The organism is Photobacterium sp. ABD4_091, from assembly GCF_056160145.1.
In genome coordinates, this window is record NZ_JBSWWQ010000003.1 from 59,851 (window position 1) to 75,012 (window position 15,162).

16 protein-coding genes are annotated in these 15,162 nt (G+C 45.5%); 9 read left to right on the forward strand and 7 right to left on the reverse strand.

All coding sequences use genetic code 11. The features are described from left to right. Positions 1 to 43: 43 nt before the first annotated feature. From ACXAGQ_RS21765 to ACXAGQ_RS21775, 3 genes are all read right to left on the reverse strand, one after another. Positions 44 to 361, reverse strand: coding sequence for a DUF4144 family protein (locus ACXAGQ_RS21765; protein WP_475256728.1), 318 nt, complete (start codon positions 359 to 361; stop codon positions 44 to 46). Between the two features lie 324 nt (positions 362 to 685). Beyond that, entirely contained in the window at positions 686 to 1,345 is a 660-nt protein-coding gene (locus ACXAGQ_RS21770) for a GntR family transcriptional regulator (RefSeq protein WP_475256730.1), read from the reverse strand. A gap of 181 nt (positions 1,346 to 1,526) precedes the next feature. Next, on the reverse strand, positions 1,527 to 2,108 hold the full coding sequence (locus ACXAGQ_RS21775; RefSeq protein ID WP_475256732.1) for a HupE/UreJ family protein: 582 nt from the start codon (positions 2,106 to 2,108) through the stop codon (positions 1,527 to 1,529). Positions 2,109 to 2,366: 258 nt separating this feature from the next. On the opposite strand from ACXAGQ_RS21775, the gene larC reads away from it, so the two are divergent. Genes larC through larB form a run of 3 tightly spaced genes read left to right on the forward strand, consistent with a single transcriptional unit; the run spans position 2,367 to position 5,039 of the window. Further along, positions 2,367 to 3,593 carry a nickel pincer cofactor biosynthesis protein LarC gene (larC, locus tag ACXAGQ_RS21780; protein WP_475256733.1) on the forward strand — a complete coding sequence of 409 codons (1,227 nt, stop codon included), beginning with the start codon at positions 2,367 to 2,369 and terminating at the stop codon, positions 3,591 to 3,593. Next, positions 3,574 to 4,401 (forward strand): ATP-dependent sacrificial sulfur transferase LarE, encoded by an 828-nt coding sequence (larE, locus tag ACXAGQ_RS21785; RefSeq protein ID WP_475256734.1) that lies wholly within the window; start codon positions 3,574 to 3,576, stop codon positions 4,399 to 4,401. The genes larC and larE overlap by 20 nt, the downstream gene beginning before the upstream one ends. Continuing rightward, the gene (gene larB / locus ACXAGQ_RS21790) at positions 4,383 to 5,039 is read left to right on the forward strand and encodes a nickel pincer cofactor biosynthesis protein LarB (protein ID WP_475256736.1); all 657 of its coding nucleotides are present in this window, start codon (positions 4,383 to 4,385) and stop codon (positions 5,037 to 5,039) included. Before larE ends, larB begins: the two co-directional genes overlap by 19 nt. 68 nt (positions 5,040 to 5,107) lie before the next feature. Here the strand turns inward: larB and ACXAGQ_RS21795 are convergent, their stop codons facing one another. The 4 genes from ACXAGQ_RS21795 to ACXAGQ_RS21810 all read right to left on the reverse strand — a co-directional run bounded on the left by ACXAGQ_RS21795 (position 5,108) and on the right by ACXAGQ_RS21810 (position 9,467). After that, on the reverse strand, positions 5,108 to 6,400 hold the full coding sequence (locus tag ACXAGQ_RS21795; RefSeq protein ID WP_475256737.1) for a nickel pincer cofactor-dependent isomerase, group 22: 1,293 nt from the start codon (positions 6,398 to 6,400) through the stop codon (positions 5,108 to 5,110). 78 nt (positions 6,401 to 6,478) lie between these two features. Further along, positions 6,479 to 7,474: a TRAP transporter substrate-binding protein gene (locus tag ACXAGQ_RS21800; protein WP_475256738.1), complete on the reverse strand. Its 996-nt coding sequence runs from the start codon at positions 7,472 to 7,474 to the stop codon at positions 6,479 to 6,481. Positions 7,475 to 7,699: 225 nt separating this feature from the next. Continuing rightward, positions 7,700 to 8,986: a TRAP transporter large permease gene (locus ACXAGQ_RS21805; protein ID WP_475256739.1), complete on the reverse strand. Its 1,287-nt coding sequence runs from the start codon at positions 8,984 to 8,986 to the stop codon at positions 7,700 to 7,702. Between the two features lies 1 nt (position 8,987). Then, positions 8,988 to 9,467 carry a TRAP transporter small permease gene (locus ACXAGQ_RS21810; RefSeq protein WP_475256740.1) on the reverse strand — a complete coding sequence of 160 codons (480 nt, stop codon included), beginning with the start codon at positions 9,465 to 9,467 and terminating at the stop codon, positions 8,988 to 8,990. Between the two features lie 214 nt (positions 9,468 to 9,681). Here ACXAGQ_RS21810 and ACXAGQ_RS21815 point away from each other — a divergent pair, with 214 nt between their 5' ends. The 6 genes from ACXAGQ_RS21815 (at position 9,682) to ACXAGQ_RS21840 (ending at position 15,018) form a co-directional block, all read left to right on the forward strand. Beyond that, entirely contained in the window at positions 9,682 to 10,695 is a 1,014-nt protein-coding gene (locus ACXAGQ_RS21815; protein WP_475256741.1) for a C-terminal binding protein, read from the forward strand. A 2-nt stretch (positions 10,696 to 10,697) separates the two neighbouring features. After that, complete coding sequence (locus ACXAGQ_RS21820; protein WP_475256742.1) at positions 10,698 to 11,351, forward strand: bifunctional 4-hydroxy-2-oxoglutarate aldolase/2-dehydro-3-deoxy-phosphogluconate aldolase; 654 nt, start codon at positions 10,698 to 10,700, stop codon at positions 11,349 to 11,351. Between the two features lie 2 nt (positions 11,352 to 11,353). Next, entirely contained in the window at positions 11,354 to 12,040 is a 687-nt protein-coding gene (locus ACXAGQ_RS21825; RefSeq protein WP_475256743.1) for an RraA family protein, read from the forward strand. A 50-nt stretch (positions 12,041 to 12,090) separates the two neighbouring features. Next, a complete protein-coding gene (locus tag ACXAGQ_RS21830; protein ID WP_475256744.1) occupies positions 12,091 to 13,071 on the forward strand; it encodes a 2-dehydro-3-deoxygalactonokinase in 981 nt (326 codons plus the stop codon). Between the two features lie 76 nt (positions 13,072 to 13,147). Further along, on the forward strand, positions 13,148 to 14,140 hold the full coding sequence (locus ACXAGQ_RS21835; RefSeq protein ID WP_475256745.1) for a zinc-binding dehydrogenase: 993 nt from the start codon (positions 13,148 to 13,150) through the stop codon (positions 14,138 to 14,140). An 11-nt stretch (positions 14,141 to 14,151) separates the two neighbouring features. After that, the gene (locus ACXAGQ_RS21840) at positions 14,152 to 15,018 is read left to right on the forward strand and encodes a DMT family transporter (protein ID WP_475256746.1); all 867 of its coding nucleotides are present in this window, start codon (positions 14,152 to 14,154) and stop codon (positions 15,016 to 15,018) included. The last annotated feature ends 144 nt before the right edge of the window (positions 15,019 to 15,162 follow it).

A 15,162-nucleotide genomic window follows, 5' to 3' on the forward strand; every position in this document is an offset into this window, starting at 1 on the left:
ATCGCTGAGTCATATCGCTGATTGATATCGCTAAGCCATATAGCTAAACAGCCAAAGCTCTTATCGCATCACTGATAGACAAGAACTGAATCTTGGTTAGGCAGACTTCCGCTTTTGCAAACTCGTGGGCCTGAATGAGATCGGTAACCTGTGAGACAGAGAACGGGTTACCGCAAGGCTCATAGGCAAAAACGCCCGCTTGAGCCTCATGCACCTTGTAGCCTTGCCCCTGACTGTCTATCAGATAGTCATCATCACTCCAGATGAGTGATTCAAACTCAGCGATGAGGCTTGCTTCCGAGGCGAGGTAAAGCAGCTCATCGTCACCGTCGAGTTTGAATATACAAGGCCATTGGATCATTGGTTTCCTCTTTGCCACATAACCGCTTCATATGTTGAATGACTCAACATATCACAACCATCTGGATGATTTTGGCTTTGGGTGGATTTTAATGGTTAGATTCAATAGATAAGGCTCTTATCGCTTCACTGACAGACAAAAACTGAAAACTTGATGGAGCTATACCTAAGAACGGAGGAACATCGCAGCACGGGAGCAATGATTAAACCGTGTAATTACAGCTTAATCATTGTCTTTGAACTTACTTAACTCGATGAAAAGCATGAATTGATAATATCGGTTAAGCAAGGAGTGAAGCCAGGGCTTCAGGCACTCAACGGGATTTTACGCCTCAGCAAGAACACAAGCATCGATGATGGCTTTGATATCCAACACATGCTTGCGAAGCATTGATTGAGCCTCTGCGATTTGCCCGCTATTTAGGAGATCATAAATCTTGCGGTGGTCTTCCAAAATCTCACCGTATGCATCATCAGAGGTAGTAAGGTGGCTGCGAATGGCTCCAACATGGAACTGAACAAGCTGGTAGCTTTTTTGCAGGAGTGAGTTGCCACAATACTTAAAGAAGGATTCATGAAACTCGCCATCAAGCAACAAGAATGCTTTGAAATCTCTGTTTTTGAACTTATGTTCCATCTTAACAATGCAGATCTCTAAGTTTTCCAAGAAAGCTTGAGAGTCATTGCGCATCGACTCTTCCAGGGCAATCGGCTCTAGGTAACCACGGAAGTTACAAAGCTCAATGATCGATTTTTCATCTGGTTGAAAAACAAAGCTGCCCTTCTGAGGAATGATGTCAATAAGCCCTTCTTGCTTAAGGATAAATAACGCCTCACGCACTGGCGTTTTACTTACCCCAAAGGTTTCGGATAGAGATGCTTCTGAGAGAGGTTGACCTAACTTTAATTCGCCGCTCACTATAGAGTAGCGCAAACTCTCAGCCACATTTTCTGTTAGACTTTTTGGGCGAGTAATAGCTTTCAATCTCGTTACCTCAACATTTAAACTCAACTTATACTAGTCTACACGAATCTCTTACTTCTCTCAGTAACAAATGAGCGGAGACCACACTTACGAACACGTTCGATAGTCGGTAATAATAACAGTATAAACAGCTATAAATAACCAATTAAATCAATAAATTATGGATTGACTTATTCTTTTATCACAAAGCTAGCACCATAGCCAAAGTCATGTAGATGCCGCCGGAAATAACACCTAGCTGCGGCTTCATTGATACCTGTGACACCTTGCTTCCTAACACCAGCCCTGTCGAATACAGAACAAGGCTAGAGAGAATAAAACCCGCCGTATACTGACCGAAGTTGGCCACTGCGGAGCCTTCTAGGATGTGAACATAACCGTGGAAAGCAGAGAGTGCCGCTAAACTGCAAACAACCCACTTGTTAATCGAGCGCCCCAAGCCACCCGTGAACAGAAGAATGCCAGCAAAAACAACGGACAATAAAATCATGGCTTCAACCATAGGAACCTGCAGCCCCGCCACCGCAGAGAAAGCGCCAACCACTAGGCTCATTGCCAATACAGATAAAACCGTCCACTTGAACATGCTTTCCTTACTGAAGAACAGACTACAAACCAGCCCCACCCCGAACATTGCCGCTAAATGATCCATCCCCGTAAACGGATGAACAAAGCCAGAGATAAACCCAGCCTCTGCATGTCCAGGGTGAGCCATCGCTACCGTTGGGCACATAAGAAGCGCAAAAATTCCTATCTTTTTCATACAACAAACCTTGTTATCTACTTAATCGCTTAGAGGTTATCTCTATTGTTCATTATGCAACTAACATATCAGATACTAGATTATTTAATCTTCACTAACTTCTCTTTTAAAGAAGCTCGTCACACTAACAACAATCATTGAATAGCAAGAAGCTAAAGCTCTAGAACAAAATAGCCAAAAAACATAAAGTATCTAACATATCAGAGCTAACACTTTTACTTAGACGTAAAACTCATAACCCAAAGGTTGGAGACAAAAATGCATATTCATCTCGATCTTGTTGGAGGTATTGCTGGGGATATGTTCACTGCCGCCATGCTGAGCGCGGCCCCTGAACTGAAAGATCCATTATTCGACGCATTAGAGGTCGTCCGAGAGAAAACCCAGGTCAAATATTGGACTGAAGATGCAATGGATAAGGGGCTTAGCGGTCAACGGTTTTACGTTGAAGAAGCTTCGCACACAGAATCAGAACATCACCATCACCATCACCATCACCATCATGGAGAGCATCGGAGCTGGAAGGCAATCCGGCACTTACTCCAAGGTCTGCCTATTGAAGAGAATGTCAGGCGAAATGCAATTGGCATTTTTGAGCTCCTTGCGCGAGCGGAAGCCCAAATCCATGGCAAGAGCGTCGACGATGTCCACTTTCACGAAGTCGGGGCATGGGACTGCATTATTGATATTTTGTCGGCAAGTTGGCTTATCGAACACTCGCAAGCGACCTCCTGGTCATGCTCACGTATTCCTTGGGGTGGAGGGACGGTGCAGTGCGCCCATGGTGAAATACCGGTACCGGCGCCAGCAACGTTATCCCTACTTAAAGGGTTTACTGTCTTCGATGATGGGATCAAAGGGGAAAGAGTTACCCCAACCGGGGCGGCTATCCTTGCATGGCTGCGCCCTTCACACACCATGGCACAAGGCAGTGTTGCCAACATCGGCTATGGGTTTGGTAAACGTAAACTCAGTGATAGGGCCAACTTACTGCGGGCGACTTTTATCTCAACCGAGAATGCCACGAGCGCCGAGGATCAAGAAATCTGCGTCATACAATTCGATATCGATGATATGACGGGTGAGCTTCTTGCAATTGCCAGAGAAAAGATCCGGGAACAACATGGGGTGCATGAGATAACCGAAGCAATTTCCCACGGGAAGAAAAACCGCCATATCAGTACCTTTACTGTGCTTGCTTCACCAGCACACCAAGATCCCGTTATCGAGTTCATCTTCAACCATACCTCCACGATCGGCGTCCGTTATTGGAACTGTAAACGCAAGGTGCTACCCCGTGTGCACCATAGTGTCTCTGCCCAAGGCCAGCAATTTGATGTCAAAACCGTCCAAAGACCTGATGGCTCAGTAACCAGCAAGCTTGAGTCTGATCACTTGGATGCCCCAAGCATGAATTACCAATCCCAAACGAATATTAAATCCCACATAGAGGCGGCTGCAGTCCATGAACACACTCAATCATAAATTGACGCGTCTGAAACAAACGCTCAGGGATCTCAACAAGGTGACGGTGGCAGTGAGCGGTGGCGTCGACAGCATGACGCTGGCTTTTATTGCGTATCAGGTACTGGACGAAAGGGCAAAAATGGTTCACTCCATTTCTCCTGCCGTACCGCCGCTTGATACCCAGCGTATTCGTGATTTCGCGAACCAGTATCACTGGAACATGGAGTTTGTCTCTAGCGGCGAAATCGAGACACCGAATTATCAAAACAATCCTGTTAATCGCTGCTATTACTGTAAAACCTGCTTATACAGCACCCTTAAAAGCCTATCGTTCGGGCAGGTTGTGTCGGGGACTAACCTTGATGATTTGGATGATTATCGCCCCGGCCTTATTGCCGCCAAAGAGCACAACGTTGTTCACCCATTTGTCGAGGCTGATATAAACAAGCAAGAGATCCGCCAGCTGGCATTACAGCTGGGTTTGCCTACGCTATCAACTCTACCGGCGTCTCCGTGCCTCGCCAGCCGAATTGAAACGGGAATACATATCGACAGCAATAATCTTGGTTTGGTTGATGCTGTCGAGCAGCACTTACGCTCTAAGATAAGAAGCGCGACTCTTCGGTGCCGAGTGAAAAAAGAGCAGATCGGGATAGAGGTGGATAACGCAACCTTCCAAAGCTTATCGCCACAAGATATCGAAGCGCTCAAGGTCGACATTGCAGCGATCACCGACGGCTTCAGCTCCAGCGTTCCTATTCAATTTATGCGTTACCAAAGAGGCAGTGCGTTTGTAGGAGACAAGCAATGTCAGACATCATTATAGATTTCGACCGTAAAGCGCGCTGTGGCGTAGAAGAAGCGATCCTATGTGAGCGTAAGAGTGTTGAGCAAATCGAAGAGATTGTCGCGTTAGGTCTAGCGAAACAGGTCAGGTTTTTGTTTACCCGGCTGAGCAAAGATAAGTGGTCTCAAATGAAGCCAACCTACCACCAGCACCTCTCCTACTGCCCGTTATCGTGCACGGCAGTACTCGGGGGCCTGGAGGATTTACAAGGCCAGGAAGCACAAGTGGCAATTGTTTCGGGCGGCTCATCGGATACTGGAGTTTGCCATGAGGCACTCACCACGCTGAACTATCATGGCTACTCTGCCCGCCTCTATGAGGATGTCGGCGTCTCTGCCTTGTGGCGCTTGAATAATGCGCTTGAAGAAATAAACAAGGCGAAAATCATTATCGCAGTCGCGGGAATGGAAGCGGCCTTGCCTACGGTGCTTTCGGGGATGACGCACCGCCCGATTATCGCGGTACCGACCTCGGTCGGCTATGGCGTTTCTGAAGGTGGCCAACTCGCGCTTAACGCATGTTTAGGCAGTTGTGCCGCCGGTCTAACGACGGTGAATATTGATAATGGATTTGGTGCGGCCTGTGCTGCTATCAAACTGCTAAAGAGCTTTTCTTAGCTCTTAGCGGTAGAGGGAAGGCTGCTAACTTTTACTCAGCAACCTTCCTCAACAGCCTTCAGCCATCTTTAATTCCAGGGCATCAACTTCCCATCGCTATCGAAATGAAACGCTATTGGTGAACCAATACATTCAGCTTTCTCTAGCGTGTCGACCACAGGCTTCAAACCCTCTGATACATAGATATTGTCTAACTCTAATGTATTCTTGATCCAGACAATTCTGGCATTCTGAATATCGTGTATAGGGGCTGTTTTCAGCGCAAAGACGATGGCTTCTCTATCATTTCCCATCACCATCGGTATCTTCGCGGTCGCAAGCGTGCCCGCCGTCGCTGCATTGGTATACATTGCAGAAAAATCGAGGTTTTGAACGAGCTGCCGGGTGGTAATATCCGCCATCCCGATACCCACACCATTGCCGTGTGTTGCCTCCGTCAAAGAAAGCACAACCGTGCTGGAGATATTTGGCCCTCGGAACCCACTAACACCTGAACCAGGTCGGCCAGTCACGTTAGGATCCATCCCTTCCCCACTGATATTTTTACCAATTTCTTGAATAATCAACACATCGATATCAGGGATCTGGATCGTGGCAATATTACGTTTCGCCTTTTCCAAATATTTCGGCTCTAGCTCGAGGATATCTTGCTGCTCGACAACTTCGATATCCATCAGCTCATCGTAGGCATTCTCAACCAACCCAATCGCAAAAGGTATGTTGATCTTTTCGAGCAGGCGCTCACCCGCTTCAGGGATCACACGATGGAAGTTATGGAAGCCATATCGATGCAGTGACGAGGCACCAACGTGATTCCCTAACCCGATACATAGCATCTTGAGCAAACCACTCTCAACGCGCCCTTTGAAATCGGCATGAGGTTTGATCTTATTGCACAGAATAATACCATCGGCTTCTGTCGCGACTCTATCCAAGTAGAGTGGCACCCCATCGGACATCGTCGCCACTTGAACCACTTCCATCGATGAGACAATGGGTACGTCCATAGATTGCTCAGTCACCCCATAAGTTTCAAGAATTTTAACCTGGCCTTCTGCGTTAGCTGAGCCATGACTCCCCATAGAAGGAACAATAAAAGGATGGGCGCCATATTGCTTCAAGAACGCTATCGTTTCTTGCAGAACAGGAATCAGTCCAGAGATCCCCCGGCTGCCGACAGTAATCGCCAAAGACATCCCTTTTAGACGCTCCGGATGTGGAAACTTCGAGAGCTCTTGATGAATGCGTTTTGGAATGTCATCAAGCTTTTCTCTGTCAAAGTGTTGCTTCACTTTTACCATTTTCGGTAGCTCACATTCAAAGCCACCATCCAGTGTGAACTTGATTTCTCGATCAAACATGTCCGATTATCCCAGCAGAACAAAAACAACTAGAGAGGGCATAGCCCTCCCTAGAAAAAAGTCGATATCTTGTAAAGATTATCCGTTAGAAGACACTTGCTTGATAGCGTTCATCCACTCATCGTAAACGTCCGCACCTAGCTTCTGCTTGTACTCTTTACGAACTGGTTCAGTCGCATCAATGAACAGTTGAAGTTGTTCAGGGCTCAAGGCATTCACTTGTGTACCTGTTTTCTTGAACTCTTCAATTTGCTGACCTTCTTCAGCAGAAACAAGCTCTTGCTGATAGATTTCTGCGTCACGCATTGATTCTTTGATTAGCTTCTGATCATCCGCAGAAAGGCCGTGCCAGAACTCTAGGTTCATAACCGGAATGTAGAAGGTAACGACGTGGCTTGTCAGACTTACGTAGTTCTGTACTTCGTAAAAACGCTGGGCATAGATATGCGCGATTGGGTTCTCTTGACCATCAATCACACCCTGCTGAAGCCCAGAGTAGACTTCACCAAAGTTCATTGGTGTCGCTGAAGCATTTAGCGAGTTGAAGGTCTTAACATGAGCAGGAACCTTCATTGTCCTGATTTTCAGACCTTTAAGATCTTCAGGTGTTTCAACAGGACGGCTGTTGTTGGTAACGTGACGAACACCATTCTCCAGCCAGCCGATACCTTGAAGGTTCATGTTGTTAAGTTTTTTCAGCAGCTTATCGCCTGTTGAGCTGTGCACAGTATCCAGTGCCGCTTGCTTGCTCGGGTAGATGAACGGTAGCTCTACAACATCAAAAGATGGATCCCAAGATGAATAGAAAGATGATGGAGATACCGCCATCTGCAGCATTCCTGACTGCACGCCCTCAATCATTTCGCGGTCAGGGCCCATTTGCGAGTTCGCGAAGATTTGAACTTCAAACTTACCATCAGACTTTTCTTCAACACTCGTTTTGAAATTCTCTAGGGCACGGTGAAGGTGATAGTTCTCGTTTGCGCCATGGCCAATTCGGATTGTGGTCGCAGCCATGACTGAAGTTGAAAGCGCTAGCATAGATACTGCAGTAGCCATAAGTAGTTTTTTCATAATGCTCTCTTGTATGTTGTGTAGGGTAGTTCGTCGTTAGTGCCAGTTTTCGCCATACTGCAATGTGACATCTGATATATCACACTCCATGCTTTGATTATTGATCATCATGCCAAACCTTGTTGTGAGTATTGTCACGAAACATATCAATAAGGTTAATTAAAATTTAAAAAAGCCTTAGCTAAAACTAAGGCTTTATATATTAATCAGCGTTCTATTTTACTCTTACCCAATTAATTCAGTTAAGAATAAAGATAAGCTAGGTATAAATGTCACAGCCAATAATAGAACCAGCATAGAACATAAGAATGGAATCAATGCCTTTGATATTTTCTCTATACTTACATTTGAAACTTGGCTAGCAACAAATATATTTACTCCAAGTGGTGGGGTACAAAAACCAATAGCAAGGTTTACGGTAAGAATCACACCAAATACAATTGGGTCAACTCCAAGTTGCTTGACTACCGGAAGCAGTATCGGCGTGAGAATAATAATTGCTGAGATAGTTTCCATAAACATACCAATAATCAGCAACATGCCATTTATTAGCAATAACAGAACAATCGGATTATCAGACAATCCAACCAGAGTGCTCGCCACGACAGAAGGAATTTGTTCAAATGTCACCAAGCGACCAAATGCTGCTGCAAAAACAACAAGAACCAGTATCGTTGCTGAAGTCAGTGTTGAGCGTGCAAATATTCCCGGCAGATCAGAAAAAGAAATCTCTTTGTAAATAAACAGGCCGCAAACAATAGCATATACAACCGCTACCGCGCCCGCTTCTGTTGGTGTAAACACGCCACCGTAAATGCCACCTAATATAATGCCTGGTACAATAAGCGCCCAGATAGATTCTTTAAATTGCGCAGCAACACCAGCCCAAGAAAAAGGGGTTGGCTCGACATCCATGATAGGCTGGTTTCTTACCACAATTCGGCTTATTGCCATAAAGGTAAGGCCAAACAATACACCAGGAATGATACCAGCTAAAAACAGTTTACCAATTGATACTTCAGCAGATACACCGTAAATGATGAACGGAATACTTGGCGGGATCATAACGCCAATCATACCTGCAGAAGCCGTTAGTGCTGAAGAAAAGTCCTTCTTGTACCCTTGCTGTGTCATCGAAGGAATAATATTCGAACCAATAGCAGCAACGGTTGCCGGTGCAGAACCAGAGATAGCCGCAAAGAACATCGACGCAATAACGTTTACATAGCAAAGCGATGCGCGGATGTGGCCAACCAAAGAGTATGCAAAACCAATGATTCTCTTCGATAGCCCGCCTTTCTGCATCAGATCACCCGCTAAGATAAAAAGAGGGACAGCAATTAGCGGGAAAGAGTCAGCACCCGTAACAATCGAGCGCGCCATTAAACTTAGCGGCGGTGTGCCATCAACAAAACTCATTACAAACAGTGAGCTCATACCTAAGCTCATGGCGATTGGCATCCCAAAAATAAGTAAAATACCCAGCGCACTAAATAATAAAATTCCAGACATTTTATACCTCTACCGGTGAAGTTACTTTTGTTTTATTTACTGCATAAAACTGGATGATTCTAAATACAGACAATAATGAGCCAACTGGTGCTGATGCATACATAATGGCTATTGGAAGATTAAGGACAACTGACTTTTGTGATAGTACATAAGGTAGTGTTATTAGCTTATAGGATTGGTAGGTCATCACCAATAAGAAAATAACAATAGTAATATCAATGATAACTTCTAAAGCCTTTTTAACCTTATTAGGTAATAGGTCTTGGAAGAATGTTACCTTTACATGTTTCCTTTCTTTAAACGCATAGGCAATACCGATCCAAATAAACCAAATAAAGGTCCATAGCGTTAACTCTTCAGACCAAGACAGTGCATTTTGAAATACATATCTCATCACTACTTGTATCGTAATGAGTATTACAATTCCCGCGAGAAGCAACGCCCCTAGAGCAGCTTCAAAGTTTTCATTTAACCATTTCATCGTACTGCACTCACCAATCACTAATTAAAACTGATATGTCAGATATCATATAGGCCAAATTTGATCAAAAAAACCCCAGAACCCTTATAAAAACACGAAATATTGGGTTTCTTGGGATTGATCACAGTTTGAAAACAAAGGAATTTCGATCTTAAAAATCGACTGATATGTTAGATCTCACATATCATGCATCACAACAAAGAGGCAATGTGAAATGACAGGTGAGACCAAGTTCAAAGTCTATGTATCCGACTATGACTACCCAGACCTAGAAATTGAGCGCAGTGTATTGGAGCCAATTGGCGCTGAAGTCATCGGCCTAAAATGCAAAACAGGTATTGGCTTAGGTGAGCTAGCTAAAGATGCCGACGCAATTTTGCAGCAGTATGCAAAGATCCCTCGAACCACTATCGAGCAACTAGATAACTGCAAAATTATTTGTCGTTACGGTATTGGCGTAGACATTCTTGATGTCGAAGCTTGCTATGACCACGGCATCAAGGTTTCTAACGTACCTGACTACTGTATTGATGAGGTTGCAGACCACTCTATTTCTCTTGGCCTGACACTATTTCGACGCATTCCGGCATATAACAAATTTACCCACGAGGGCAATTGGCACTGGGATATGGATGGCTTAGTTCCTAAGCGCTTCCGCTCTTCTACCTGGGGCTTGATTGGTTTCGGCCGCATTGCACAGAACATTGCGAAAAAAATGACGGCGCTTGGTTTCAAGGTTGTGTCATTTGACCCATATGTCTCTGGTTCTTACATGAACACTTTTGGGGTCGAAAAGGTTGATTTAGATACCTTAATTGCAACCTCAGACGTTGTTAACGTGATGTGTCCACACACACCGGAAACAGATCGTCTGATCAACGAAGATCGTCTCCGTCAAATGAAGCCAAATGCGGTTCTGGTCAACGGTGCTCGCGGAAAGGTTGTCGATAACAACGCGCTATACAAAGCACTAGTAGAGGGCTGGATTGCAGCTGCGGGCCTAGATGATCCAGAAGAAGAACCAGCGAAGTTGGATAACTGGAACCCGAATGACAACCCGATCTTCGGCTTGGACAACTGTATCGTCACGCCGCACGTTGCTTATGTCTCTCAAGAAGCATTCCAAGAATGTCGTCGTATTGCGGCTGAAAATGCCAAAGCAGTACTGCTAGGTGGTGAACCTCTTGATCCTGTTGCCCGTGTCAAAACACCTATTTCGGAACAGTAATCATGAGAAATGAAACCATCGCTGCGATCGAAGAGCACAAAGTATTTGCCATTGTCCGAGGCATATCCCCAGACAATGTTCGTCCTACGATGAACGCTCTGATCAAGGGTGGAATTCGTTTGGTTGAAGTCACCTTTGATCGCAAGAACGGTGAAGCAGATACGCTGGCCGCACTCGATATATTGGCAACTGACTTTTCTGATCAGCTGATATTTGGCGCGGGAACAGTAACGACGGTTGAGCAAGTTAAAACAGTAAAAGCGTTAGGTGGCCAATTCATCGTATCGCCAGACTTCAACCCTGAAGTGATCAAGAAAACACGTGAATTGGACATGGTATCGCTACCTGGTGTGATGACACCGACAGAAGCGGTTCAAGCAGATGCCGCGGGAGCAGATTTCATCAAGCTCTTCCCGGGTGGCCTATTAGGTCCAGGTTATTTAGGTGCTCTCAGTGCTCCACTCTCAGATCTCAAATTTATTGCAGTTGGCGGCGTAAACGCAGACAACATCCCGGAATTTGCAAAAGCCGGCGCGGTTGGATTTGGCATTGGCTCCAACTTAGTAAACAACACAATCGTCGAAAACCAAGAGTTCGACAAAATTTACCAAAATGCTTGTCAGTACAAGCAAGCTATTGAATCAATTAGGAAGTAAAAATGGAATACGCAAAGAAAATCATCAACCCTCGTCCTGAAGTTAACGAAGAGCTGATCGCTAAATGTGCAGAGATGACTGACACGCTAAGTGTTAGTGCTGTATTCAGTGATGCATTCAAGCGTGACGGTGTTATGGATCACGAGATCAAATTCCGTTCAAGCAACAAGCCATTTATCGGTACTGCTCTTACGGTAAAACTTAAGCCAGGCGATATCGTTGACTGTCTGCCTATCTTCGACATTGCCAAGCCGGGTGATGTAGTGGTTATCGATGCTAATGGTACGCCAAACACATCTATCTGGGGTGGTTTGATGTCTGGCCTAGCACGTGCTGCAGGTGTTGTGGGTGCGGTTGTTGACGGCTCTGTTCGTGACACTGATGAGTCTAAAGTGCTTGGTTTCCCTATCGCTTCTCGTTCAGTTTCGCCACGTGCAGCACACTCTGCAGAAACAGGTCGTACTGAGCCTATCGAAATCAACGTGCCAGTTGTTTGTGGTGGCCAAATTGTAAAACCTGGCGACCTTGTTGTTGCTGATGAGCTAGGTGTAACTGTTGTTCCTTACGAGTTCGTAGAGGAAGTATACCCAGCAGCGAAACAACTTGCTGAGAACGAAAAGAAAGTGCGTGAAGAGATCCTAAACGGCGCCACTGTTGAACAGCTGCTTTCTAAGTTTGGCCGCATCTAATTGACCTATAGGGCCCATCTTGGGATGGGCCTTTTCTGAGGACTATTCCATTGATCATTACAATAGATACAGGCACTACCAATACCCGCGTAGCGCTATTTGATGATAAACAACGCGTTGATCAGGTTAAGGCGAATGTCGGTGTTCGTAATACCAGTATCGATGGCAATAACCAGCAATTAATCACCACCATTGCTGACGCAGTCAATGAACTTAAGAGCAAACACTCTCTACAAGATTCAGATATTCAGGCAATCCTTGCTGCAGGTATGATCACATCCAACCTTGGACTGCATGAGGTGCCTCACCTAGTTGCCCCTGTCTCACTAGACAGCTTTGCAACTAACATAAAATCGGTTGTGATCCCGGCTATTTCAGCGCTTCCAATCCACTTCATCCCGGGCGTAAAAAACCTAGATACCGATAACCTAGAATCCGTTGCCGGACTAGATATTATGCGAGGTGAGGAAGTTGAAGCATTAGCCATCGCAGATCTGTTCAATATCAACCAAGATGCGATCATTGCTTTACCGGGCTCGCACTCAAAGTTTGTTGCTATTGATTCCCAACAAGCGATTCAAGGTTGCTGCACGACGCTTGCAGGCGAACTCAATGCCATCATCACGAACCATACTATCCTCACAAGCTCACTGGAGAACTGTTTCTCTGAGTCGCTGTGCAATGATGCCTTGCTTGAAGGCTATCAAGCCGCTGAGAAATACGGCCTTGGCCACGCGTTATTCTTGATCAGACTCCAAGAACAATTTGAAGGTAAGCCCCATGAGAAGCTGGCAAGCTTCCTGATCGGTGTCATCCTGCATTCTGATATCAAAGCACTAAGCTCCGCTCCACAACTTCGCTTTACGTCAGAAACGCCAGTATACATCGGTGGCTCAGGTTTACTCTGCCAAGCGACGGCAGAGCTTCTCAAGCAACAGTTTCCCGATAACCCTGTTTACCAATGCAATGATACGCAAGATCTCTCTGCTATTGGTTCAATTTATGTTGCTCAAAAAGCAAACATTATTTAGTCAGTCCTGATTATGACTATCTTTGAGCTTTCTTTCGTGACTGAGGAAAGCTCTTTTTTATTTGGGAGAAACTAAAATGCAAGCCATTACTTACAGCAAGAACGAAGGCCAATTTCGACTCCAAGAACTTCCCGTCCCCCTTGTGGCCAGCAACCAGGTTGTAGTCAAAGTCATCGCCTGCGGGCTGAATCCGGTTGATACCAAAATCGTTCATTGGCACCCCCTTGTAGACGATATGGATGATAACTTTGTTGTCGGGTTAGATGTCGTTGGGGAAATTGTCGATGTCACCGACGATGAAACGTCATGGCAAATCGGTGACAAAGTGCTCTTTCACGGCAATATGTTCAGTCAATTCGGAGGGCTAGCCGAGTACTGTGTGCAAGATCGTCGAACTCTGACTCGATTACCAAATATTGCTGTCGACTTCGCCGCCTCTACCCCCTGTGCAGGATGGACAGCCTGGCGAGCACTGGTGGACAAGCTTCGTATTCAGCACAGTGAGTCTCTGCTAATTACAGGCGGCTCAGGCGGTGTAGGCAGCTACGCCATTCAAATAGCCAAGCATTTCGGTATCAAAACAATCATTGTGACCTGTTCTCAAGCTAATACTGAATACGTCAAACAATTAGGGGCGACACATGTCATTGATTATCAAACACAGGATGTAGTCAAAGAGGTCATGGAAGTCACCACAGGCAAAGGCGTCGATGCCGCTCTTGACTGTGTCGGCGGCGATTCCGAGCTCTATTGTGCCAACGCTCTGAAATTTGACGGGGAAATGGTGGAGTTAGTTGAAACGGCCAATCTCACTCGCTACGAGCAGGCCAAAGCAAGAGGTGTCAGTGTCCACCAGCTTAGCTTAGGTGCTGGCTACAATAACGGTGAACTTGGACGTGAATCCATTCTGCAGGCAGGTAAGTCCTTCAACAAACTGCTCAATCAAGGGAGTATCCAAGCCCCTCAAATCAAGACGATACCATTGAGCCAAGCAGGAAATGCCCTAATTGAACTGCGAAATAAACGCACCGTCGGCAAAGTGGTTGTCATGTTTGAAGACAACCACTAGGAGCAAAGCGCATGCAACATTCAATTAAAGGAGAGTGGTTACTTCTTACGGCGACATTATTCGCCGCTGTTGGTTGGGTGACATCAAAGTATGTTTTGTATGAAATGCCAAGCAATGTCTTTATCAGTGGGCGCTTCCTTATAGCAAGCTCCCTGCTATTGCCGTTTTGCTTTCGTGACATCCGACAAATTGCTTTCCGGCTTTTTAGAAAACTGATCTTAATAGGTGCTTTGCTCGCCACCTCTATACATGTATGGGTTTACGCCGTCAGTATTACTGACAGCTTGGCGGAAGGGGCATTTATTATGAGCTTGGCCATGATCATTGCCCCGCTAACCCAATGGGTCATATTGAGAGTGCGGCCTAATGTTGCCTTCTGGTTGTCGCTTCCCATGGCAATCGCTGGAATGATGCTTCTGACATTAACCAATGGCTGGCATATCGATGAAAGCTTGGGGTATTTCTTCCTGTCATCATGTTTACTATCGATACACTTTGTTCTCAACAAAGGGGTAAGTGCTCAAGTATCACCACTTCCTTCTATTTGCATTCAAATGTTTGTGGTCGGTTTAAGTGGCCTACTCCTCTATATTCTCGAAGGAATGCCAAGTATTTCAGTTTCTCATACCACGTGGGGATATTTTGCTTTAGCGACCCTGATAGCCACTGCAATGAGATACCTCACCCAAACCATTGGACAACGCTCGACAACGATTGAAACCGCTTCGTTAATCATGATTTTAGAGCCTATCTGGACGCTAATCATGAGTTTCACCTTGTTTGAAGAACAGCTCACCCTGTCTAAATCGATTGGCTCTGTCATGATAATGGCCTCACTGTATTCATATATCACCCTTTCCAATAAAAAACGTCTTTAGATACTTCCCTCCAAGCCTGGCTGCACCAACGACTGCTTCACCAACGACTGCATCGAAAAAAGCACGATCACTCGGTACACGCCAGGCACTCAAGCCCTAAATACAACTGATATATCAGATAACTACAAAGAGCTATTTTCAGCA